Below are 22,630 nucleotides of genomic sequence, written 5' to 3'. Positions count from 1 at the left end.
GAAGGCGGGTTTTACATGCTGATGACGACGACACCGTCGGTCGAGGGAAAGACCATCCGCGCCTATAAGGGCGTGGTTACGGGTGAGGCAATCCTCGGCGCCAACATCTTCCGTGATTTCATGGCTGGCATCCGCGATATTGTTGGCGGGCGTTCAGGCGCTTATGAAAAGTCGCTGCGCGAGGCACGCGAGATCGCCTTTGCCGAGCTTCAGCGTGAAGCTGAAAAGCTGGGCGGCAATGCAGTTGTCGGCGTGGATATTGATTATGAGAACATCGATTCCGGCAACGGTGCGATGTTGATGGTTTCGGCCTCGGGTACGGCCGTTGTGATTGAATAGCTGCAGGAGCAGAGATGGGCAAGGTAACAGGATTTCTGGAAATCGACCGGCAGACCGCGAAGTATCAGCCGGCTTCCGACCGCATTCGCCATTTTCGCGAATTCACCATTCCGATGTCGGATCCGGAAGTGCAGAAACAGGCAGCCCGCTGCATGGATTGCGGCATTCCCTATTGCCATGGTCCGACCGGCTGCCCGGTTCACAACCAGATCCCGGACTGGAACGATCTGGTCTATAATGGCAACTGGAAAGAGGCGATCGCCAATCTCCATTCGACCAACAACTTCCCGGAATTTACCGGCCGCGTCTGTCCGGCGCCCTGCGAGGAAGCCTGCACGCTGAATCTGGAAGACATTCCGGTGTCGATCAAGACGGTTGAACAGGCGATTGCCGACAAGGCCTATGAGCTTGGCTACATTGTGCCGCGTCCGGCGACGGTCAAGACCGGCAGGAAGGTTGCCGTCATCGGTTCCGGCCCCGCCGGCATGGCAGCGGCACAGCAGCTTGGCCGCGCCGGTCACGATGTCGATGTCTATGAGCGCGAATCCAAGCCCGGCGGTCTGCTGCGCTATGGCATTCCCGACTTCAAGATGGAGAAGAACTTCATCGATCGCCGTGTCGAGCAGATGAAGGGCGAAGGCGTCACCTTCCGCTGCGGTGTCAATGTCGGCGTAGACGTCAAGGTCGAGCAGCTGCTTGCCGATTATGATGCCGTTCTTTATTGCGGCGGTTCGGAAACGCCGCGCGCATCGGGCATTGGCGGCGAAGAGCTGCATGGCGTGCATGATGCCATGCCCTATCTGGTGCAGCAGAACCGTCGCGTTGGCCGGGAAAACATTGAATCAACCGGCTGGCCGTCCGAACCGATCCTGGCTGGCGGCAAGCATGTCGTTGTTGTCGGCGGCGGTGATACGGCGTCTGACTGCGTCGGCACGGCCTTCCGTCAGGGCGCTGTCAAAGTCACCCAGCTCGATATCCGCCCGCAGCCGCCGGAGAAGGAAGACAAGCTCGCCGTCTGGCCCTTCTGGGCGACCAAGATGCGCACCTCGTCTTCGCAGGCTGAAGGTGCAATCCGCGAATTTCAGGTCGCAACGCTGGAATTTGTCGGTGAGGAAGGTGTGCTGACGGGCGTGAAGTGCTGCCATGTCGATGAAAAGCGCAAGCCGATCGCCGGTACCGAATTCGTCATCAAGGCTGATCTCGCCTTCATCGCCATCGGCTTCCGTGGTCCCCTGAAGACCGGCATCCTGTCGGAACTGGAAGGACGCCTGACGCTGAACACCGACAGCCGCGGCTCGGTCAATGTCGTTGCCAATGACACGGACTACAAGACATCCGTCGACAAGTTCTGGACGGCAGGAGACATCCGGCGCGGCCAGTCCCTGGTTGTCTGGGCAATCCGGGAGGGGCGGCAGGCGGCGCGCGCCATCGATGAAACGCTGATGGGCACCAGTCTTTTGCCACGGTAATAAGATCTCAACGGGGGTGGAGCTTTCCACTCCCGTTTTCGTTTGTATTTAATCGTTTCAGTTGGGCTGGTCTGATTGCACCATTGCTCTGATTTTGTTATCAAATGTGTATATTGGCGACGAATATTTATATCTTGAGGCTGATAATTTGACTGGAGGTTTACTTGTCTGAATTCCGTAAGGTGCGTAAAGCCGTTCTTCCTGTAGCCGGGCTTGGGACACGTTTTTTGCCGGCGACCAAGGTCGTGCCGAAGGAAATGCTTCCGGTCGTCGACAAGCCGATCATTCAATATGTGGTCGATGAAGCCATTGCTGCGGGGATTGAGCATTTCGTTTTCGTCACGGGGCGCAACAAGCATGTCATCGAAGACTATTTCGATATTCAGTATGAGCTGGAAGCCACGCTGAAGGCGCGTAACAAGAAGGCAGAGCTGAGCCTTCTCACCGACATGCTGCCCAAGGCCGGCACCTCCACCTTCACCCGCCAGCAGGAGCCGCATGGTCTTGGCCATGCCGTTTGGTGTGCCCGTGAAATCATTGGTCCCGAGCCCTTCGCGTTGATCCTGCCGGACATGGTCATGGCATCGGATGTGCCCTGCCTCAAGGGTATGATGGACGTCTATAATGTCAGCGGTGGCAATGTCATTTCGGTAGAGGAATGCGATCCAGCCCAGGCTCACAAATATGGCATCGTCGGCGTGGGTGAGAGCGTCGGCAGCGGCTTCAAGATCACGGAAATGGTTGAAAAACCGGAACCGGGAACCGCGCCGTCCAACTATTTCATCAATGGCCGCTACATTCTGCAGCCGGAAATTTTTCCGATCCTCGCGAAACTTGAGCGGGGTGCTGGAAATGAGATCCAGCTCACCGACGGGATGCTGAAGCTTGCCAGGGATCAAGCCTTTTACGGCTATGCTTTTGATGGGCAGACCTATGACTGCGGTTCGAAGGAAGGTTTCATCATCGCCAATGTCGCACTGGCGCTGAAACGTCCGGATATCCGTCCCAAGGTTGAAAACGAATTGAAGGCGTTGATCGCTGCGCTGAAATAGCCATCGATCCCTTTGTGGTGCTATAGTCCGGCGGCGCATTTCGCGCCGTCGTTTCATTTTCAAAAAAGTGCCATGTCCGAAACTGTCAATTCGCTTCCCGAAATCCCGCCGCAACCGGTCGTCACGATCCTGAGTGAAGGCGTTGAAAACCGGATTGCCGGCATCTGGCCCGATCGTCAGTTCGCCACTGTCAGCCGCGCCGAACTTCATTCCTTTCCCGTAGAACGCCCGCTGGCCAGGGCGATTGTCTATGGCGGCGGTGGGTACACCAAGCTTGTCTATGACAAGGAGGGAACGGATGTTGCGCTCTGGCTTGCGGCAAATCGAATTGAGGCTCATATCCTTATTCATCGCCTGCCGGGTCAGGATGACGGGCAGGGCGGGGTCAATGCGAAGGATATCGCGCTTGGCGACGGGTTTTCGGCGCTCGATCATCTGGTGAAGGCTGAGCCTGGTCTGCCGCTTTTCCATGTCGGCCTGTCATCGGGTGGCCATCTCGCCGGTGTCATGGCCTGCCAGGATCACACGCTCAAGGCGGCTGGTGCCATCATCGCCTACGCGCCACTGAATGCCAATCATCGCGATCACAAGTTTCCGCCGGGCAAGCCGGATTATCCGCCGGCCGAGAAGCAGGCTTTTTACGATGACTGGCCCATCGGCATTGCCGGAGAGCCGCATGGCTGGCCGAAAACGCCGGTCTTTCTGGCCTATGCGCTGAACGACAGATCCGTTCCGCTGCAGCACGCGTTGAATTTCCTGACAACGGCTACGCAGGCGGAACTGCCGGTCGATGCCCATGTTTTTGGCGAAGCGCCGCATGGTTTTGCCCTTCGCGCACTGGACGGGACCCAGGCGGCCTGGCCGGTTCTTGCGCTCGACTGGATGAAGCGGAAAATCTGATCTTCCGGTTTCGCATTTTGAACAATTTGCGCGCTCATTAGCGGTTGCCTGCACGCAATGAAGGGGCTAACAGCAACAGCCATGGTTGAACAAGAAGATACGCAGATGGTGGCCGAGGCGGGTCGCTCGGCGCTCAGAACGCTTGCTTTTGAACGCAAGGGACTTGAAGCGGTATCCGCCGCGCTTGAAAATGGACTTGGCGCGCCGCTCGGCCGCGCCGTTGCCATGCTCAAGCAGATTGAAGGTCATGTGGTCGTGTCCGGTGTCGGCAAAAGCGGCCATATCGGTTCCAAGCTCGCCGCCACTTTCGCCTCCACCGGTACACCATCCTTCTTTGTTCATCCGGCCGAGGCCAATCACGGCGATCTCGGCATGGTGTCACAAAAGGATGCGGTTGTGGCGCTTTCCTGGAGCGGCGAGAGCAGCGAATTGTCGGCGCTTGTGGCCTATACCCGGCGCTTTGCCATTCCTCTGATTGCGATCACCGCCGGTGCTCAGTCAACGCTTGGTCGCGCTGCCGATATCCTGCTGGCCCTGCCGAAAGCCGAAGAGGCCTGCCCGCACGGGTTGGCGCCGACAACATCAACGACAATGCAGCTCGCCATCGGCGACGCTCTGGCGATCGCGCTTCTGGAAGCACGTGGTTTTTCTGCCGGTGATTTCAAGGTCTACCATCCCGGCGGCAAACTGGGGGCGCTTTTGTCCCAGGTGGCCGATATCATGCATGTCGGAACCGCCATGCCGCTGGTGAAGTGCGGCACACCACTGCCGGAGGCGGTCATGGTCCTGTCGGAAAAACGTTTCGGCTGTGTTGGTGCGGTGGATGATGCTGGCAGGCTTGCCGGCATTGTCACCGATGGCGACCTGGCGCGCAATCTGTGGCGTGACGTCAGCACGCTGAAAATCGACGATATCATGACGAAGGACCCGAAGGTTGTCCGTCAGGACATGCTGGTGTCCGGCGCGCTGGCGCTGATTCACAAGCACAATATCTCCGCGCTCATGGTCGTCAATGGTGACAACCGCCCGGTTGGCATCGTCCATTTCCACGATTTTCTCAAGATTGGCGCGGCCTGAAGCCAGCGTCAGATTTTTGGACCCGGTTCGACCGATAGTCTTTCACCCTCACCGGAGATGACCCTGACATGGGTGCCTTCCGGCAGGTCGGGGCCTTCGACGATCCAGACCGTATCGTCGAGGCGCATGCGTCCGCGCCCGCCTTCGATTGCCTCCGTCAGTACACCGCTGCGGCCGACAAGGCTGGCGGTGCGGCGATTGAGATAAGGTTCATCCGGCGGTGCGTCGCCCTTGGCAAGCAGCTTGCGGCCGCCGAGAATCGCCAGCACCGAAAAGACGGCGAACAGAAACAGCTGCAGTTGCCAAACCCAGAACGCGAAGGACGAAAAGGCCAGCGACAGGATGCCGAGTGCCAGCGCGGCGATACCGATCCACATCAGGAAAACGCCCGGCAGCAACAGTTCGGCGATCAGCAGAACGAGACCGACAATCCACCAGAGCCAGGGATCGAGCAGGCCAATGAGCCCTTCCATTGCTTAACCCCTCAGCTTTCCGGTTCGTTGCGGATGGACGGTGTCGAGCGGACCGGGCGGGGCTCGTCGCTGCCGCCCAGACCATCCTTGCCGAAAACCGAGCGGGCAATTTCGCCAATACCACCCAGTGTACCGATCAGCGAGGAGGCTTCCATTGGCATCAGCACCACCTTGGCATTTTTGGCCGTGCCGATCGAGGCCATGGCCTCAGTGTATTTCTGCGCAACGAAATAGTTGATCGCCTCGACATTGCCGCCGGAAATGGCGTCGGAAACGGCCCGCGTTGCATTGGCCTCGGCCTCCGCCAGTCTTTCACGTGCCTCAGCCTGGCGATAGGCCGCTTCACGCTCGCCCTCGGCCTCAAGAATGGCGGCCTGCTTGGCACCTTCGGCCTTCAGAATCTGGGCATTTCGCTGTCCCTCAGCCTCAAGCACCTGGGCGCGCTTGTCACGTTCGGCCTTCATCTGGCGTGCCATGGCGGCAACCAGATCGGCCGGTGGCTGGATATCCTTGATCTCGATACGGGTGACCTTGATGCCCCAGGGTTCAACCGCATTGTCGACAACCCGCAAGAGCCGCTCATTGATGGCATCACGGTTGGATAGCATCTCGTCAAGATCCATCGAACCGATCACCGAACGGATATTGGTCATGGTGAGGTTGAGGATGGCAAGCTCGAGATTGGCCACCTGATAGGCGGCCTTGGCGGCGTTGAGCACCTGGTAGAAGGCGACCGCATCGGCTTCGACGCTGGCATTGTCCTTGGTGATCACCTCTTGGGTCGGCACATCAAGCACTTGTTCCATGATGTTGATGCGTTTACCGACCTGATCGATGAACGGCACGATCAGGTTGAGGCCCGGCGTCAGCGTGCGCGTGTAGCGGCCGAACCGCTCCACCGTGTAACCATAACCCTGCGGCACGGTTTTGATTCCGGCGACCAGCGTCAGGATGACGAGCACGGCAAGGATGATGATGGTGATGGAGAAGCCCGTAAGCACTGCCATTTCGCTATCCTTTCGAAGTCCGTTCGGGCTTTTCCCCGAATGCGGCGATAATATCAGATCCAGCCGGCAATTTCACGTTGAACAACTGCTGACAACACACCCATTCCCGACGGGCTGTCGTTCAGACATGGAATATGGGTGAAATTCTGTCCGCCATGTTCAAGAAAGCTTTCTCGCGCCTGTTCGCCGATCTCTTCCAGCGTTTCCAGGCAATCGGAGACGAAGCCCGGATTCATCACCGCGATGCGCTTCACGCCTTCCTTTGCCAGCCGTTCGACGGTTTTGTCTGTATAGGGCTGCAACCATTCTTCCGGCCCGAAGCGGGACTGGAAGGTGATCATCAGTTTTTCCTTGGAAAGACCGAGTTTCTCGCGCAGCAGCCGGGCCGTCTTCTGGCAGTGGCAGTGATAGGGATCGCCTTTTTTGAAATAGGATTGCGGGATGCCATGGAAGGAGGTGAGGATCACCTCCGGCTCCCAGTCGAGGCCGGCAAGATGGGTCGTCACCGAATTGGCGAGCGCATCAATATAGGCGGGATCATCATGATAGGGCGGCACGGTCCGGATTGCCGGCTGCCAGCGCATCTTCAAAAGCGCCTCAAAAACCTTGTCGTTGACGGTGGCCGTGGTTGAGGCCGAATATTGCGGGTAGAGCGGGAAGACGAGGATTTTCTCGCAGCCGGCCGACTTCAATGCGTCAAGACGGGCCGCGATCGAAGGCGTGCCATAGCGCATTGCCCAGTCAACGACCAGTGCCGGACGGTCGGCAAAATGGGCGGCCAGTTTTTCGGCCTGGTTGCGTGTATAGGTCCTCAGATAGCTTTCGTTCAGATCCTTGTTCCAGATCGTCTCATAGGCTTTGCCGACTTTGCCGGGACGGCGTGACAGCACGATACCATAGAGGATCGGGTACCAGAGCCAGCGCGGCCATTCGATCACGCGTTTGTCGGTGAGGAATTCTTCGAGATAGCGCCGCATAGAACGGTAATCGGTTCCGTCCGGCGTACCGAGATTGACAAGAAGGACACCGACCTTGCCAAAGGCGACGGTGGGGTGATTGTCCGGCCAGGCTGAATGGATCTCTGACATTACGCTCCTCTGATGTCGGCCCGGCATGCGCAGCGGGCTTGGTACACCCTTATATAGGAAGGTGGAGCGTTACTTGAAGTCGCGGCGAAGGTTTCCTCCTGCGGCAATCGGCCCGGGTTGAAATTGCCGGAAGAAGGCATCTCTGAAAATGCACAAAACCCGGCCGAGGGGAGGGCCGGGCTTCGTGTTTTCGGACAAGCGGGGGGAGGTCAGAACTTGTCCGGCTTTGACGTCCGTTCACCTGAACCAAAGGCGATGCAGGGGGAATATCGCGCGATGGGCTTGAACGGGCGTTAACTGGGCCTTCAGTCGATAATATCCGCGTCGAATGCTACGACGGCATCATCGGCAACAGGGCTTTCGGCAGCCATTTCAACGATGCTGCTTTCATTCTCAATTGGCATCAGGCTGGCGTTTCTAGAGGCAATCTCGGTGGCAAAAGCATCAGAAGCAACGAAGGAAACGAGAGCCAGCGAAGCGGTCAGTTTCATCATGACAGACTCCATATCGGCTAAAATTGTTCAACTGATTAACTAAATAGGCCTCGTTTTGCGTTTCGACAAGAGCTGAATCGTGATCACAATGTTAACAATCGGCAAGATTCAGATTTGACTGATTATTCTGAAATGCCTGAAAACGGGCGTCTACGAAAAAGGCCCGGCTGCAGCAGCAACCGGGCCTTTTGATTTCTGACAAGCCCTAGCCCGTTCTCTAACGTCATGCCTGTGCTTGGTCCACAGGCATCCAGCCGACGCGCGTCCGTGCGGCGAAAGACTCTGCTTATTCAAATTCTTAAGAGTATGGATCCCCGTGACAAGCACGGGGATGACGACGGAGGCGATGGCTATTCCACCCCAAACAGACAAGCTGAATGACTTTGTCGGCAAGCTGAGGGCCCGGCTGCAGCAGCAACCGGGCCCTTTGAAAATCATCAACCGAACAGCCTATTTGGAAACATCCGTGATCCGGCCATCAATCGCCGGTGTGTAGGGGCTGTTGGCGCCGATATAGGCTGCAACGGCATCTTCGAGATTGGGGCCGAAGTCATAGGCATTCATGCCCTTTTCGGCAAAAATCGAATATCCGTCGCCACCGGCGCGCATGTAATTGTTGCTGACAACGCCATAAACGGTGTCTGGCTCGATCGGGCTGAAATCGCCGTCGCCATCGGTATCGACTTCGACAGAGACGATCCGGCTGCCCGGTGCCTTGGTGGAGTCATAAGTGTAGTTCAGGCCCGAGACTTGCGGATAACGGCCGGCGCCGTCTTCGATCTGGGACAGGCCATTTTCGAGCGCTGCGACGACATCCGACCCCTTGAGCTGGAATGTGGCGATGGTGTTCTGGAAGGGCAGAACCGTCAGCACGTCACCCATGGTCACGGTGCCGGCGCCAATCGATGCCCTGACGCCGCCGCCGTTCTGGATGGCTATGGTGATCCCCTGATCGGCAACGCGATCCAGCATGGCATCGGCAACCAGATCGCCCATCGGGCACTCGGCAGCGCGGCATACAGTGCGGTCACCAACGATTTCGGCTGTCGCCTCGCCGACGATCTTTTTCTTGATCTCGGTGAGCGGGCCATTCAGCTCCTCGACCCGCGCGGCGATTGCCTCATCCGGTTGGAAGCTCGCATCCAGCAGTATAGGGTCGCCGGATGCGGCAGTAACCACGCCGTTGTCATCGAAGGTGACATTCAGGTCGCCGAGATATTTCGAATAGGCATAGGCGGTGACGATTGGCACCTCAACGCCCGCCGGGTTCGTGACCTTGGTCGGGTATGGGCCGGCGGCCTTGTCGTCAGTGTTCGACAGAAGCGTATGGGAATGACCGCCGACGATGACGTCGATACCATCGACCTGCGCGGCAATTTCCTGATCGCGCGGATAGCCGACATGCGACAGAAGGATGATCTTGTTGACGCCCTCGGCCTCAATTTCGCTGACAGCTTTTTTCAGATAGGCGATATCGTCTTCAAAGGTGATTGTCGGGCCGGGAGACGAGGTCTCGCCGGTATCGGTGGCGAGAACTGAAACGATGGCGACCTTCTCACCGCCAATATCCTTGATGACATAGCCCTTGTATTTGTCCTTCAGGATACTGTCGTCCGTCGGAACGGTGTTTCCTGAGATAATCGGAAAATCGACGGCATCGATAAGCTTGAGCAGTTCTTCCGGGCCATCGTCGAACTCGTGGTTTCCAATCGCCATGGCGTCATAGCCCATGGCATTCATGAATTCGGCAACCGGGCCGGATTTGTACTGGGTGTAAAAAAGCGACCCCTGAAACTGATCGCCTGCATCCAGAAGCAGGACATTCTGCCCGGAAAGACCGGCTCTGGTCTGGTCGATTGCGGTTTTCAGGCGTGCAACGCCGCCAAAGCACTCGCCCGCAGCATCGTCTTCCGGTGCGCAGGTCGAATCATATTTCGTGATTGGCTCGATACGGGAATGAAGATCATTGGTGTGCAGGATGTTGAGCTGATATTCGGCAAAGGCCGATCCTGCAGAGATGGCAAGGGCGGACACACCAACAAGCGCCGCGGCAAAGATTTTCGTCATGGAAAGCTCCTCTTGATCAGGGGAAAGAGCGAAATCCGGTCTCCGGCCAGCCCCCTCGGACAGGCCGCCGTTTCCCTCCAGAACCGGATCTGTTTTACGCCCTGAATATGACGGTACTTCCCTGCCAGGCGTCAAGCGATGAATTGGTCCGTCGTTATCTTTGCCGCGAAATTTCAGCGCGTTATCGTTTTCCGGCAGATCCGTGTCGCCAGGAGGCAAAAGAAAACCCCGGCAAAAGCCGGGGTCGTAAAACAGAACCAGCAAGAGGCAGGTAATCAGTCCTTGGCGCGTTCCACATAGGAGCCGTCTTCGGTAAGGATGACGACACGGGTGCCGGCCGTGACATGCGGCGGCACCATGGTGCGCACGCCGTTCGACAGCATGGCAGGCTTGTAGGACGACGACGCCGTCTGGCCCTTGACGACCGGTTCGGTCTCGGTGATTTCCAGCGTGACATGGCGCGGCAGTTCCAGCGAGATCGGGTTGCCCTCATGGATCGAGAGCACGACCGCCATGCCTTCCGACAGGTAGGAGGCGGCATCGCTGACATCGTCCGCGCTCATGGTCACCTGGTCGTAGCTTTCCGGGTTCATGAAGTGGAAGCCTTCGCCATCCGAATAGAGAAAGGTGAAGTTGCTGTCTTCCACGAAGGCGCGCTCGACCTGCTCGGTCGTTTTCCAGCGCTCCGAAACCTTCACGCCATCGGCGATGCGGCGCATATCCACCTGGGTGACGGGCGTGCCCTTGCCGGGGTGGAAATTCTGGGCGGTGAGAACGACATAGAGCCTGCCGTCGACATCGACGACATTGCCCTTGCGCAGCGAAGAGGCGATGACCTTGACCATGAGACTTCCTTGTAACGTCGGCGCGATCTGCTTATTGGATCAGCAACGCGGCCCGCAAAACTTAAAACCTGGGCGGGGACTAACGCAAAACGGAAAGAAATTCCAGCCTGCAAAGCCCGTGAACGACAGAAAGCAGCTTAAATGAGCGAAGTTAAGCCTTCTCAATGGTGGCATCCGGACCGGCATGCCGATCGCCGCCCCATTCTTATGGCGCGCAATCGCATCGAGGCCGGTCTTAGACTGTATTTCGCCAATGAGGATTTTGTCGGTGTCGATGTGCCGGCACTGCAGATATCACCCGGCAATGAGACCCATCTTCACGCCTTTGCCACCGATATGATCGGCAATGACGGGCAGCCGCAGCGCCGCTATCTGCACACATCGCCCGAATTCACCGCCAAGAAGCTTCTGGCGGCTGGCGAAAGACGCATTTTCGCCTTCGGCCATGTCTGGCGCAACCGCGAGCGTGGACCGCTGCATCATCCCGAATTCACCATGGTGGAGTGGTATCGCGCCGAAGAACCCTATCAGCGCCTGTTTGAGGACTGCTGTGCGATCATGCGGATGGCCGCCGATGCTGCGGGTGTGACGGCATTCAACTGGCGCGGTATTGGCTGCGATCCCTTTGCCGAACCGGAGCGCCTCAGCGTTGCCGATGCCTTTCTCCGTCATGCCGGGATCGATCTTCTTGCAACGATCGCGCCCGATGGCACGACAGATCGCAGCCGCCTTGCCGCGGGGCTCACAGGCGCCGGTATTGCCTTTGCCGAGGATGACACCTGGTCGGACCTCTTCACCCGCGTTCTGGTCGAGCGCATCGAACCGCATCTTGGTCATGGAAGGCCGACTTTCCTGGATCGCTATCCAGCACCCGAGGCCGCTCTGGCGCGCAAGGATGCCGCCGATCCGCGTGTCTCGGAACGGTTTGAGCTTTATGTATCGGGCGTGGAGCTGGCCAACGGTTTCGGCGAATTGACGGATCCTGAGGAACAGCGCCGTCGCTTTGAAGCGGATATGGCCGAGAAGCAGCGCATTTATGGCGAAACCTACCCGCTGGATGAGGATTTTCTCGCCGCCCTGTCATTCATGCCGGAGGCCAGCGGCATTGCGCTTGGCTTTGAGCGGCTGGTGATGCTGGCGACCGGTGCCCGGCGCATCGAGGATGTGTTGTGGGCACCGGTTGCCGAATAGCTGGATCATGCTCAGCCGTTGCAGCTGGTTCTGTCCGTATCGGGATCGTTCAGGATTGGCTCCAGTGTGCGCAACTGCTGGCTGCCGCCATCGCGGGGATTGGGCTGGATGATCATCGGCGTGCCCTTTTGCCACCAGTCGCCGCTGGCCCAGTAGGCCCAGCCAACCCAGGCCTTGGGATCGTTGTGGATGATATCAACCATCTGCTTCAGCCCTATCAGGCAGTTCAGGCCATCGGTCGTGCCAAACTCACCGAGAAAACCCTGAGCATTGTTGGCATTGAGCCAGTCGGTAAACTGTTTCAGGCTGTCGACAGCGCCGGTGATATTGGTGCAGTCAGCCGCTTTGCCTGAATAATCGCTGTCGGTATATTGATGGACTTCATAGGCAAAATTGTTGCTGGTATCGACAACACCGGTCATCACCGAGGCATTGGACGGGCCGTAAAAGGTCTGTTCCCAGCTATGTGCACCGGTCCATGCTGTACCGGGCACGAGCAGGAAATTGCCGGCACCGATCGTTCTGATGGCGCTGATGGCAGCGTTGGCAGCCGTCAGCCAGTCATTGGCCTCAATGTCGTAGGGCTCGTTCATCAGCCCGTAGATCACACCGTCATCATTGGCAAAGACAGCGCCGAGCCGCTTCCAGAAATCGGCGAAGGCTTCGACCGGCACCTGCGGACTGCCGATCAGATTGCCATAGTAGCGGGCATAATTATGCGGATCGAGAATGATCGCCATATTATATTTATGCGCCAGCTTCACCGTATCGCGGATCCGGTTCAGTTCATCGGCATCGAGCGATTGCATGAGTGTGGGCTGCAGCCGCTCCCACAAAAAGGGAAGGCGGATCGTATTGAATTTTGCATCGGCAAATTTCTCGATCACCGCTTCTGTCGGATAGATATAGCCGGTGCCATAGGCATCGCCCGGAACGCCGAATTCGGCGCTGGCCAGATTGATCCCGCGCAGGCTCATCTCACAGGCTGCCGCCGATGAAAACGGCGCAAAGGCCAATGCTGCGGCAAGCGCCATATGTGCAAATTTCCGGTAATGTCTCAAAGGGAAGGTCCATGGCCGAAATCCCGTGGGCATCGTTTACTCCATCTCAGCCCGAAATGTCCGGGCAAACTTACTCAAAAAGAATAGTCGAAAGAAAAGGTCAAATAAATGTGAAAGCGGTGTCTTTTTTGCTGATCCCAACGCAGGAAAATGACGGTGACACGCATTTTCACGTCGCGGACGTGGCTGCCTGTCCAGACCTTGCCATGTTTGATGGGGCTGTAAAGCCACATCGGGCGGTCTTGCGGTTGCAAGCCTGATTGCGATGTTCTAGAGCGGATTGCCGCCATGTCGGGCGGGTTTAGATGGGACCTGAAATGAAGAACTATGTCTTGACCGTAACCTGCCGTTCCACCCGTGGGATCGTGGCCGCCATTTCCGGCTATCTGGCCAATGAGGGTTGCAACATCGTCGACAGTTCGCAGTTTGACGATCTTGAGACCGGCAAGTTCTTCATGCGTGTCAGCTTCATTCCGGAGACAGGCGCCAGTCTGGAGAGCCTCCGGGAGGGCTTTGAGGCGGTCGCTGCGCCTTTTGAAATGAATTTCAAATTGCATGATGGCGAGCATCGCATCAAGACGCTGATCATGGTTTCGCGTTTCGGTCACTGCCTGAATGACCTGCTTTACCGCTGGCGCATTGGTGCTCTGCCGATCGATATTGTCGGCGTCGTGTCGAACCATCTCGATTATCAGAAGCTCGTCGTCAATCATGATATCCCCTTCTATCATATTCCGGTGCGCAAGGAGACCAAGGCGGCGGCAGAGGAAAAGCTGCTGGAGCTTGTCGATGAAACCGGGGCCGAACTCGTCGTGCTGGCGCGCTACATGCAGATCCTGTCCGACAGGCTTTGCGAGCGCATGGAAGGTCAGGTGATCAATATTCACCACTCCTTCCTGCCGTCCTTCAAGGGTGCCAATCCTTACAAGCAGGCCTATCAGCGCGGCGTGAAGCTGATCGGGGCGACAGCGCATTATGTCACACCCGCGCTGGATGAAGGCCCGATCATTGAGCAGGAGACGGTGCGCATCACCCATGCCCAGAGCGCGGATGATTATGTTGCGCTTGGTCGCGATGTCGAGGCTTTGGTTCTGGCCCGCGCCGTCCATGCCCATATTCATCACCGCGTCTTCATCAATGGCAACCGCACGGTTGTCTTCCCGCCTTCGGCCGGTTCCTATGCTTCGGAACGTATGGGCTGAGCTATTTACGGGTAAAAAAATGTAAACCTTAGGGTTGTATTTGTACGAGGGGGTGGGTTTTTCTGTCGGCGCCCTCTTGTTATGATTGGCCTTGCGCCTATTTTCTCCGCTGAACGGGCGGAGCGAATTTCCGACTGTCCAAAAAATTAAAATTTTCTTTTAGGATTTGCCGGGTTTTTGACAATTTTCCGAAAGAAATCCGTCACACAGACGATTTACAATTCTGTTCGTGGCGCGTGGTTCGGTCTATAAAGAACCATGTGAACCGCCGTCGAAACGACTGCAAGAGGGAGCGCTTGATGTCTACCATGATGCGCAAAATATCGATTCCGTGCACCTTCCGTCGCCGGAATACCATGCGAATGTGCTGTCTTCAGCTTACGAAATAATCGCAGGAAACTCCTCAAGGTTGAAAATCGAAAGGGCGGGCTGTCGCTTGGCGATGGCCGGATACGTTCATGAAAAAGCAGATGGTGGAATATGCCGGGCAACCGGTGGGAATTGTCGTGCCCGATGACGGGCGGTTGCGCTTTGTCGCGGTGAAATTTCATGTTCATGGGCTTGATGGCCGGATTTATGACACGATGGATGATCTGCGCCGTGCGATCATGGCACATGTCGGCAAGGGCACTGTCGAGGGAATATCGCTGCCTGCGGCCGGCTGAAATCATGTTTTTTCGCCCCGTCCGGCGAAAGAAGTCTGTGAAGATCGTCAGCACTTCCTATATGTTTTTCTGAGCATCTGAGGAATGCGCATTTCTCGTGATGGAACTGACAGGGCAGCTTGCGCATTTCCCAGTTAGGTTGCCAGTTTCAACGACGGAGAAAGAACATGGTTGCAGCAAAAGCGACGGCGAAGGATACGGGCGAAACGGCCAAGACCACGCCTGAGGATATCCAGCTTCAGATCGATCAGCTCCGCGACGATATCGCCAAGCTGACCAAGGTGATTGGCGACCTCGGCACGGAAAAGGCAGCAGAGGCCAAGGCGCGCGCCGAAGAGGGCGTGGCATCCGCCAAGGCGCGGGCCGAACGCATTCGTGATGAGGCCTATGCGGCAACCCAGGACGCCTATGAACGCGCCCGGGAGGAGGCAATTTCCTTTGAGGAAGAGGTCGAGGAGCGGATCCGCATGAAGCCGATCCAGTCGGTTGCCATTGCTGCCAGCATTGGTTTTCTGGCCGCGCTCTTTACCCGGCGCTGAGCCATGAATCGCATCATCGACCTTGCGGCCATTGCGCTCAGCTTGGATGGGCGAACCCTTGGCCGTGCGGCACGACGCAATGCCATTGCCGGCGCGATCATTTTCGTCCTGCTTCTCTCAGCCTATGGCTGGGGCGTTGCCGCGCTTGCCATCTGGCTTTCGACAAAGCTCGGTGCGCTGGGCGCGGTGTTGACCCTGGCGCTTGCCTCTCTGGCGCTGGCGCTTTTTGCGCTCGTCTGGCTCATGCTGATGAACCGGGCGGACAAGCTGCGTTATGAGGAGGCCCGTATCGCCAATGCCGAAATGCTGAGCGGCATTCTTGGGCTGTTCCCGGCGATCATCAGGGAAAGGCCGATTTCCGGCCTGGCCGCCATCGCCGGCCTTGCCTTTCTGTTCACCCGCAATGCGACGGGTAAAAAGCGCCGGGACAGCTGATCCCGGCCTTCGTCTTTCTGACGGACCGCATGGACCGTTCGTTGCCGGTCCGCTAGTCTTGATATTCATTTTGGGCCGCGCCTTCCGCGCCGGTCTCGTTCACTGCAGTCTCAAAGAGGAGGGGACGTGGCATCTGCCGCGCAAGACAGGTCATGGCACAATCGGCAAGAACAGGGCAGGATCTGCCCAAACGTGCATTTGGCAGGACGGATATGAAGATCACCCGCACCGGTTTCGGCGCCTGGGCGATCGGTGGTGGCGACTGGGCCTCCGGCTGGGGCGATCAGGATGACAGCGCATCAATTGCTGCCATTCGTCGCGCCGTGGCACTTGGTGTCAACTGGATCGATACGGCTGCCGTTTATGGCCTCGGCCATTCAGAGGATGTGGTGCGGCGCGCGCTTGCTGATATTCCTTTGTCCGAACGGCCTTATGTCTTCACCAAATGCGGTGTTGTCTGGGATGAGGCTGATCATGCCGCCCCGCCAAAGCGGATCGGCCATCCCGATAGTCTGAGGCGCGAACTGGAAGCTTCGCTGAAACGTCTTGGCGTCGAACAGATCGATCTCTACCAGGTCCACTGGCCCTCCGGCGATGTGCCGCTGGCAGATTATTGGGGTACGCTGTGCGAGATGCGTCGCGAAGGCAAGGTCAGGGCCGCCGGTCTTTCCAACCATTCCGTTGCCGAGCTGGAAGCGGCCGAAGCCATCGGCCATGTCGATACGCTGCAGCCGCCGTTTTCGGCAATCCGTCGCGATAGCGGTGAACAATTGCTGCCCTGGTGCCTGGAGAATCAGACCGGCGTGATCTGCTATTCGCCAATGCAGGCCGGGCTTCTGACCGGGCGTTTCAGCAAGGAACGTGCCGAAAGCCTGCCGGAGAATGACTGGCGCCGCAACAATCAGCAGTTCAACGGTGAAAAGCTTGCCGCCAATCTGGCGCTGGCCGATGCGCTGAAGCCGGTCGCCGAACGTCATGGCGTCAGCCAGGCAGCGGTTGCCATCGGCTGGGTTCTGGCCTGGCCGGGACTGACCGGCGCCATTGTCGGGGCACGCGCGCCCGAACAGATCGATGGCTGGATCGACGCAGCTTCGCTGGAGCTGACGGATGAGGATATGGCGGAAATTGCCGCTGCCATTAAAAAGACCGGCGCCGGAACCGGCCCCGTTTTGCCGAAGGGCTGAATGGCCTTTCCCGGAAATATTGCCTGAAGGAGACTATCATGAGCGAGATCGCAATGATCAACGGTATTCCGCAGCTTGGTTTCGGCACCTGGAAACGCAAGGGAGATGAGGGCTATCAGGCGCTGATCGCTGCACTTGAGGCGGGCTACCGCCATGTCGACACGGCGCAGATCTATGAAAACGAGGCCGAGGTGGGACAGGCGCTTGGCGATTTCGGTCTGCCGCGCGAGGAAATGTTCATTACGACCAAGGTCTGGCCGGATCACTATGGTGCCGGCAAGATGATGCCGAGCGTTCATGAAAGTCTCGAAAAACTCAAGGTCGATCATGTCGACCTGCTGTTGCTGCACTGGCCTTCAAAGCATGGCGAGGTGCCGCTTGAAACCTATGTCAGCCAGCTGGCCGAGGTCTATGATGCCGGGCTCGCCAAGCGGATCGGCGTTTCGAATTTCACCAAAGCGCTGATTGCCGAGACAGAGACATTGCTCGGGGATCGCAAGATCGCCACCAATCAGGTCGAATGCCATGTCTTCATGAACAACCGCCCGATTGCCGATTTCTGCGCAGAGCGCAACATCCCGATCACCGCCTATTCACCTCTGGCGCAGGGCAGGGTGAAGGATGATCCGGTGTTGAACGAGATCGCCAAAGCGCATGGCGTTTCCGCCGGTGCTGTCGCGCTCGCCTATCTCCTGCATCTGGGCATCATCGCCATTCCCACATCGAGCAACAGAAGCCGCGCGGCGGAGAACCTGGCGGCTGCCGATATCAGCCTGTCTGCGGCAGAAATGGAACGACTCAAGGGCCTCGACAGCGGCGCACGCATTGTCAGCCCGGAATGGGGCCCGACCTTCGACTGAGGTTATGAAAATTTAGCAGCACTCGCCTTAGTGTGCTGCTAAACATTTGTTTTTTAACAGGAAAATTTATTTATCAATTGATGCCGCCGGGAAAATACGGCAGGCTTGGCAAATGTCAACATGAAACGGAAGCCTTGCTTCTGAGAAAAAGGGGACATCTGCATGCATCTGGCATCTGAACGTGAATTGCTTGTCGCAGGCTACGGCCTGACCACCGCGCATATCCTTTATCGCCTTCCTGATTTCGAAACGTTGCTGCAAAGCTTCATCTGGCAAAACTACGACGTCGCGCCGGATTTTCCCGCAATGCGTAAATTCCTGAAATTCTGGGAAGAAAATCTCGATGGACCGCTGCATTCGGTGCGTTATACGCATCAGCGGCTGATTGGTCCGGATGAATGCCAGCAGCTCTCAGGGGAGCTGACCCTTCACTGAAACCGCCCGGCAATCAGCGGGCGTTCCGCAGGCTTCTCATCGCTGAGCGTATAAGCTGCAATGATGTCGGCTTCGCCCTGATGGGCGTCATCGTCGTTGCGGGCATGAACAAGGGCGAGCGGATCGCCCTTCTCCACAAAGCTGCCGAGCGGCAGCAGGCAGGAAAAGCCGACGCAATGGTCAATCCTGTCCTGGGGACGGGTGCGGCCGCCGCCAAGAGCGACAACGCTCATCCCGACGGCCCGGGCATCGACGCGTGAGAGATATCCGGCCCTGGGGGCTGAGGCCGCACGCGTGACCGGTGACAGGCCGAGATGGAGTTCGGGCCGCTCGACAAAATCATGCGGGCCGCCAAGGGCCGTGACCATGCGGGCGAAATGGTCGAGTGCCGATCCATTGGCCAGAACCCGGCGCGCCAGCGCTTCGGCTTCGCCAAGCGTCGGGGCGAGGCCCGCACCGGCAATCATCTCGGCTGCAAGGGCAATGGTGACGGCTTCAAGCCGTGAGCCCGTCTTCTCGCCCTTGAGGAAGGCGAGCGCATTGCGCACTTCCACGGCATTACCGGCGGAATCGGCAAGCGGCTCGTTCATGTCGGTGATCAGCGCCGTCGTTTTCAGCCCGGCGCCATTGGCGACCTCGACCAGAAGACGGGCAAGCTCTGCCGCCTTTTCCGGCGTGTCCATGAAAGCGCCGCTCCCGCTCTTGACGTCAAGAACCAGTGTCTGGAGACCGGCGGCGAGTTTCTTGGACAGGATCGAGGCGACGATCAGCGGCATGGATTCCACCGTCGCCGTTACATCGCGGATGGCATAGAGCCTGCGGTCGGCCGGGGCCAGGTCGCTGGTCTGGCCGATGATCGCCGCGCCGGTTTCAGCCACAACCTTGCGGAACAGTGTCTCATCCGGCGTTGTATTGTAGCCGGGGATGGATTCAAGCTTGTCGAGCGTGCCGCCGGTGGCGCCGAGACCGCGCCCGGAAATCATCGGCACGGCAAGGCCGGCGGCAGCGGCAATCGGCGCCAGCATCAACGAGACATTGTCGCCAATACCGCCGGTTGAATGCTTGTCGGCGATCGGCCGGTCGCTCTTCGCCCAGGTCAGCTCATCGCCGCTGTCACGCATGGCTTTGGTCAGCGCCACGGTCTCGGCACGGTTCATGCCGCTGAAATAGACCGCCATGGCAAAGGCTGCCGCCTGGCCTTCGGTGACGCTTTCATCGCTCAGCCCGGTGATGAAAGCGGCGATTTCGCCCTCATCAAGCGTCAGGCCATCGCGTTTCCGGCGAATGGTCTCCTGCGGCAGCATCGCTGTCAGTATCCGCCGGAAATGGCGGTCGACTGGCGGCCATCGAGAATGTTGAGAATATCGGTCATCAGGCTTGAAGCGCCGAAGCGGAACGTTGACGGCAAGACCCAGCCTTCGCCCATCACCGTTTCGGCAAGGCTGAGATAGAGCCTGGCATCAGCCACACTGGAAATGCCGCCAGCGGGCTTGAAGCCGACCCGGCGTTCGGTGTTGCGGATCACGCCGAGCATGATATCGGCAGCCTCAAGCGTGGCGTTGATGGCCACCTTGCCGGTCGAGGTCTTGATGAAATCCGCCCCTTCCTCGATGGCAATTTCGGCAGCACGGCGAATGAGTGCGGCATCGCCAAGCTCGCCGGTCTCCAGAATCACCTTCAGCAGAACGGGTTCGCGGCACTGGAAGCGGATGGCGCGCACCATCTCGCTGACAGCCCATTCATTGCCGGCCTTCAGCTTTTCGTAGGGGATGACGAGGTCGATCTCGTCCGCCCCGTCGCGGATGGCGCGTTCGGTCTCTTCCTCGACTTCGGACAAGGGCAGGTTGCCACCGGGGAAATTCACCACGGTTGCGATCTTGATCATATGGTCATCGCCGAGCATCTGGCGGGCGAGCGCGACAAAGCGCGGCCAGATGCAGATTGCCGCTGTCGGACCGTAGGGCGAATGGGCGCGGGCCACCAGATCCTTGATATCAGCGTCTGTGCACTCATCCTGCAGATTGGTCAGATCGAGCAGCGAAAGCGAGACAGACGCGGTCTGCTGCAGACTGGGATTATTCATGGTGTTATCCCCCTAGAGCCTGTTTCAGGATGGCTGTCAGCTTCAGACCGCCGACAGGCGCCATTTCCTTTGTTTCATCATGACCGAGTTCGCCGGCCGTCATACCGGCTCCGAAATTGGTAATCACCGAGGCCGCGGCAACCTTGAGGCCAAGGAAGCGGGCGAGAATGACCTCCGGCACGGTCGACATGCCGACGGCATCGGCGCCGAGTATCCGTGCCATGCGAATTTCAGCCGGCGTTTCGAAGCTCGGACCGGAAAACCACATATAGACGCCTTCGGCAAGGTCAATGTCGCATGTTCGCGCTGCCTTGCGCAAGCTTTCGCACAAGTCGGTATCATAGGCATGCGTCATGCCGACGAAACGATGATCGGATTTTTCGCCGATCAGCGGGTTCATGCCCGAATAATTGATGTGATCGGACAGCAGCATCACCGCACCTGGCGGCATGTCGTCGCGCAGCGAACCGGCTGCATTGGTGAGAACAAGATTTTTCACCCCGAGGGCGGTAAGGGTCTGAAGCGGCACGCGCATGGCATCGGCCTGGCCCTGCTCGTAATAATGCACCCGCCCGGACAGGACGATTACGGGCGTACCGGCAAGCGTGCCTGCAATCAGCCGGGCCGCATGGCCGCTGACATGGCTTAGCGGAAAACCCGGAAGATCGGCGAAATCAAAGCTTTTCGGTTCTTCGATCTCGGCTGCAAGCCCGCCGAGGCCCGAGCCGAGAATAAGCGCTGTCTGGGCCGAAAAGCCGCCGAGCGCGCGGCGAAGCGTGTCGGCAGCTGTGGTCATCCGATCGCACCGGTCTCAAAGACATGCGGCAGCAGTTCCGCAATCGTCATCTCTTTGGCAACGCCACCGTCATCACACAGATAGATCCGCGTTTCGGTATCGGCAAACTCGGCAATCTTCTGCCGACAGCCGCCGCAGGGCGGGCAAAGTGCCAGTTTCGGCGCATAAACGGCAATACCGGCGATCTTCTTCGCCCCGCCCATGATCATGTGGCCGATGGCGACGCCCTCGGCACATAGCCCCTCGGGAAAGGCAAGATTTTCGATATTGGCACCGGCATAGAGGATGCCGTCATCGGCAAGAATGGCCGCACCGACGGAGAATTTCGAATAGGGCGCATAGGCTTTGCTGCTTGCAGCCTTTGCCGCTTTGAACAGCGTCTCGGTGGTGTTCATCTCAACGCTCCTTGGTATAGGGCTGGCCGCTCGCCTTGGGCGGGCGAGACACGCCGATAAAGCCGGCCAGAAGCACGCAGGTCAGGATATAGGGCAGGGACTGGAACACCTGCACCGGCACCACGCCGATCAGCGGCAGCGGCTTGCCCTGCATGAAATTGGAAAAGGCATCGAGAAAGCCAAACAGAAGGCAGGCAAACATCACCGGAACCGGCTTCCATTTGGCAAACACAAGCGCTGCCAGTGCGATATAGCCCTTGCCGGCCGACATGTCCTTGACGAAGGCGGCGGACTGGGCAATCGACAGATAGGTTCCGGCAAAGCCGCCCATGAAACCGGCGAGCACCAGTGCCTGATAGCGTTGCAGCGTCACCGAAATGCCGGCGGTATCGACGGCGCCGGGATTTTCGCCGACGGCGCGGAGCCTGAGGCCGAAGCGCGTGCGGAACAGGATCCACCAGGCGATCGGCACGGCCGCAAAAGCCATATAGGTCAGGATGTTATGGCCGGAGATCACCTGGGCATAGAGCGGGCCGATGAAGGGGACATCCTTGATGGCATCCGCACCGGGCAGGGTAATGCCGGTGAAGCGGGCATCATTGCTGACCGACGGTGTGCGCCCGCCCTGATGGAACCAGGCATTGCCGAGCACGACGGTAAGCCCGGCCGCAACGAAATTGAGCGCCACGCCGGAAACCACCTGATCGCCGCGATGGGTGATCGAGGCAAAGCCGTGCACCAGCGAGAAGCAGATGGAAATGAGGATGCCTGCGCCGAGCCCGGCCCAGGCGGAACCGGTGAGATAGGCGACAACGGCCGAGGCGAAGGCCGATGCCAGCATCTTGCCCTCAAGGCCGATATCGACAATGCCGGCGCGTTCGGAAAACAGGCCCGCAAGGGCCGTGAAGATCAGCGGAACCGAGAGACGGATGGTGGAGGCAAGGACGCTGATGAAGATTTCGTAGTGTTCCAT

26 protein-coding genes are annotated in these 22,630 nt (G+C 58.4%); 14 read left to right on the top strand and 12 right to left on the bottom strand.

Annotation, left to right across the window (positions count from 1 at the left end):
* The first annotated feature begins 15 nt into the window (after nucleotides 1-15).
* The 5 genes from FJU08_RS10650 (at nucleotide 16) to FJU08_RS10630 (ending at nucleotide 4,837) form a co-directional block, all read left to right on the top strand.
* A complete protein-coding gene (locus FJU08_RS10650; protein WP_141148974.1) occupies nucleotides 16-339 on the top strand; it encodes a heavy metal-binding domain-containing protein in 324 nt (107 codons plus the stop codon).
* A gap of 14 nt (nucleotides 340-353) precedes the next feature.
* Nucleotides 354-1,808 carry a glutamate synthase subunit beta gene (locus FJU08_RS10645; RefSeq protein ID WP_141148973.1) on the top strand — a complete coding sequence of 485 codons (1,455 nt, stop codon included), beginning with the start codon at nucleotides 354-356 and terminating at the stop codon, nucleotides 1,806-1,808.
* 164 nt (nucleotides 1,809-1,972) lie between these two features.
* Nucleotides 1,973-2,860, top strand: a complete 888-nt coding sequence (gene galU / locus FJU08_RS10640; RefSeq protein WP_141148972.1) for a UTP--glucose-1-phosphate uridylyltransferase GalU — start codon at nucleotides 1,973-1,975, stop codon at nucleotides 2,858-2,860.
* Nucleotides 2,861-2,932: 72 nt separating this feature from the next.
* Nucleotides 2,933-3,760 carry an alpha/beta hydrolase family protein gene (locus tag FJU08_RS10635; RefSeq protein ID WP_141148971.1) on the top strand — a complete coding sequence of 276 codons (828 nt, stop codon included), beginning with the start codon at nucleotides 2,933-2,935 and terminating at the stop codon, nucleotides 3,758-3,760.
* 81 nt (nucleotides 3,761-3,841) lie between these two features.
* A complete protein-coding gene (locus FJU08_RS10630) occupies nucleotides 3,842-4,837 on the top strand; it encodes a KpsF/GutQ family sugar-phosphate isomerase (protein ID WP_141148970.1) in 996 nt (331 codons plus the stop codon).
* 8 nt (nucleotides 4,838-4,845) lie between these two features.
* Here FJU08_RS10630 and FJU08_RS10625 read toward each other — a convergent pair whose 3' ends face one another.
* From FJU08_RS10625 to efp, 6 genes are all read right to left on the bottom strand, one after another.
* The gene (locus tag FJU08_RS10625; RefSeq protein WP_141148969.1) at nucleotides 4,846-5,310 is read right to left on the bottom strand and encodes an NfeD family protein; all 465 of its coding nucleotides are present in this window, start codon (nucleotides 5,308-5,310) and stop codon (nucleotides 4,846-4,848) included.
* Nucleotides 5,311-5,321: 11 nt separating this feature from the next.
* Nucleotides 5,322-6,317 (bottom strand): SPFH domain-containing protein, encoded by a 996-nt coding sequence (locus tag FJU08_RS10620; RefSeq protein ID WP_141148968.1) that lies wholly within the window; start codon nucleotides 6,315-6,317, stop codon nucleotides 5,322-5,324.
* A gap of 53 nt (nucleotides 6,318-6,370) precedes the next feature.
* Complete coding sequence (gene hemH, locus FJU08_RS10615) at nucleotides 6,371-7,405, bottom strand: ferrochelatase (RefSeq protein ID WP_141148967.1); 1,035 nt, start codon at nucleotides 7,403-7,405, stop codon at nucleotides 6,371-6,373.
* Nucleotides 7,406-7,710: 305 nt separating this feature from the next.
* Nucleotides 7,711-7,899, bottom strand: a complete 189-nt coding sequence (locus tag FJU08_RS10610; protein WP_141148966.1) for a hypothetical protein — start codon at nucleotides 7,897-7,899, stop codon at nucleotides 7,711-7,713.
* Between the two features lie 450 nt (nucleotides 7,900-8,349).
* On the bottom strand, nucleotides 8,350-9,966 hold the full coding sequence (locus FJU08_RS10605) for a bifunctional metallophosphatase/5'-nucleotidase (RefSeq protein WP_141148965.1): 1,617 nt from the start codon (nucleotides 9,964-9,966) through the stop codon (nucleotides 8,350-8,352).
* Between the two features lie 275 nt (nucleotides 9,967-10,241).
* Nucleotides 10,242-10,811 carry an elongation factor P gene (gene efp, locus FJU08_RS10600; RefSeq protein ID WP_141148964.1) on the bottom strand — a complete coding sequence of 190 codons (570 nt, stop codon included), beginning with the start codon at nucleotides 10,809-10,811 and terminating at the stop codon, nucleotides 10,242-10,244.
* Between the two features lie 141 nt (nucleotides 10,812-10,952).
* Here efp and epmA point away from each other — a divergent pair, with 141 nt between their 5' ends.
* A complete protein-coding gene (gene epmA / locus FJU08_RS10595) occupies nucleotides 10,953-12,002 on the top strand; it encodes an EF-P lysine aminoacylase EpmA (RefSeq protein WP_141148963.1) in 1,050 nt (349 codons plus the stop codon).
* 11 nt (nucleotides 12,003-12,013) lie between these two features.
* On the opposite strand, the gene FJU08_RS10590 is transcribed toward epmA, so the two are convergent.
* Nucleotides 12,014-13,036 (bottom strand): glycoside hydrolase family 5 protein, encoded by a 1,023-nt coding sequence (locus FJU08_RS10590; RefSeq protein WP_141148962.1) that lies wholly within the window; start codon nucleotides 13,034-13,036, stop codon nucleotides 12,014-12,016.
* Between the two features lie 38 nt (nucleotides 13,037-13,074).
* On the opposite strand from FJU08_RS10590, the gene FJU08_RS10585 reads away from it, so the two are divergent.
* The 8 genes from FJU08_RS10585 to FJU08_RS10550 all read left to right on the top strand — a co-directional run bounded on the left by FJU08_RS10585 (nucleotide 13,075) and on the right by FJU08_RS10550 (nucleotide 18,383).
* On the top strand, nucleotides 13,075-13,323 hold the full coding sequence (locus tag FJU08_RS10585; protein ID WP_141148961.1) for a hypothetical protein: 249 nt from the start codon (nucleotides 13,075-13,077) through the stop codon (nucleotides 13,321-13,323).
* Nucleotides 13,324-13,380: 57 nt separating this feature from the next.
* Nucleotides 13,381-14,265: a formyltetrahydrofolate deformylase gene (purU, locus tag FJU08_RS10580; protein ID WP_141149037.1), complete on the top strand. Its 885-nt coding sequence runs from the start codon at nucleotides 13,381-13,383 to the stop codon at nucleotides 14,263-14,265.
* Nucleotides 14,266-14,723: 458 nt separating this feature from the next.
* Nucleotides 14,724-14,930, top strand: coding sequence for a hypothetical protein (locus tag FJU08_RS10575; protein WP_141148960.1), 207 nt, complete (start codon nucleotides 14,724-14,726; stop codon nucleotides 14,928-14,930).
* A gap of 167 nt (nucleotides 14,931-15,097) precedes the next feature.
* Nucleotides 15,098-15,469, top strand: a complete 372-nt coding sequence (locus tag FJU08_RS10570; protein WP_141148959.1) for a DUF883 family protein — start codon at nucleotides 15,098-15,100, stop codon at nucleotides 15,467-15,469.
* Between the two features lie 3 nt (nucleotides 15,470-15,472).
* The gene (locus tag FJU08_RS10565) at nucleotides 15,473-15,904 is read left to right on the top strand and encodes a hypothetical protein (RefSeq protein WP_141148958.1); all 432 of its coding nucleotides are present in this window, start codon (nucleotides 15,473-15,475) and stop codon (nucleotides 15,902-15,904) included.
* Between the two features lie 152 nt (nucleotides 15,905-16,056).
* Entirely contained in the window at nucleotides 16,057-17,088 is a 1,032-nt protein-coding gene (locus FJU08_RS10560; RefSeq protein WP_210245220.1) for an aldo/keto reductase, read from the top strand.
* 38 nt (nucleotides 17,089-17,126) lie between these two features.
* Nucleotides 17,127-17,948: an aldo/keto reductase gene (locus FJU08_RS10555; protein ID WP_141148956.1), complete on the top strand. Its 822-nt coding sequence runs from the start codon at nucleotides 17,127-17,129 to the stop codon at nucleotides 17,946-17,948.
* 162 nt (nucleotides 17,949-18,110) lie between these two features.
* Entirely contained in the window at nucleotides 18,111-18,383 is a 273-nt protein-coding gene (locus FJU08_RS10550) for an usg protein (RefSeq protein ID WP_141148955.1), read from the top strand.
* Here FJU08_RS10550 and deoA read toward each other — a convergent pair.
* From deoA to FJU08_RS10525, 5 genes are read right to left on the bottom strand one after another with little or no spacing between them, the layout of a single operon-like run.
* On the bottom strand, nucleotides 18,377-19,687 hold the full coding sequence (gene deoA, locus FJU08_RS10545) for a thymidine phosphorylase (protein WP_141148954.1): 1,311 nt from the start codon (nucleotides 19,685-19,687) through the stop codon (nucleotides 18,377-18,379). The two genes, FJU08_RS10550 and deoA, sit on opposite strands and share 7 nt — an antisense overlap.
* Before the next feature lie 5 nt (nucleotides 19,688-19,692).
* Nucleotides 19,693-20,466: a deoxyribose-phosphate aldolase gene (gene deoC / locus FJU08_RS10540; RefSeq protein WP_141148953.1), complete on the bottom strand. Its 774-nt coding sequence runs from the start codon at nucleotides 20,464-20,466 to the stop codon at nucleotides 19,693-19,695.
* Between the two features lie 4 nt (nucleotides 20,467-20,470).
* Entirely contained in the window at nucleotides 20,471-21,262 is a 792-nt protein-coding gene (locus tag FJU08_RS10535; RefSeq protein ID WP_141148952.1) for a purine-nucleoside phosphorylase, read from the bottom strand.
* Nucleotides 21,259-21,657 carry a cytidine deaminase gene (locus FJU08_RS10530; protein WP_141148951.1) on the bottom strand — a complete coding sequence of 133 codons (399 nt, stop codon included), beginning with the start codon at nucleotides 21,655-21,657 and terminating at the stop codon, nucleotides 21,259-21,261. Before FJU08_RS10530 ends, FJU08_RS10535 begins: the two co-directional genes overlap by 4 nt.
* 1 nt (nucleotide 21,658) lies before the next feature.
* The gene (locus FJU08_RS10525; protein WP_141148950.1) at nucleotides 21,659-22,630 is read right to left on the bottom strand and encodes an ABC transporter permease; all 972 of its coding nucleotides are present in this window, start codon (nucleotides 22,628-22,630) and stop codon (nucleotides 21,659-21,661) included.

It is taken from the genome of Martelella alba, from assembly GCF_006516955.1.
In the GTDB taxonomy this organism is placed as follows: Bacteria; Pseudomonadota; Alphaproteobacteria; order Rhizobiales; family Rhizobiaceae; genus Martelella; species Martelella alba.
Note: the sequence above shows the minus strand (reverse complement) of the source record. Positions and strands in the feature narration are given on the sequence as shown.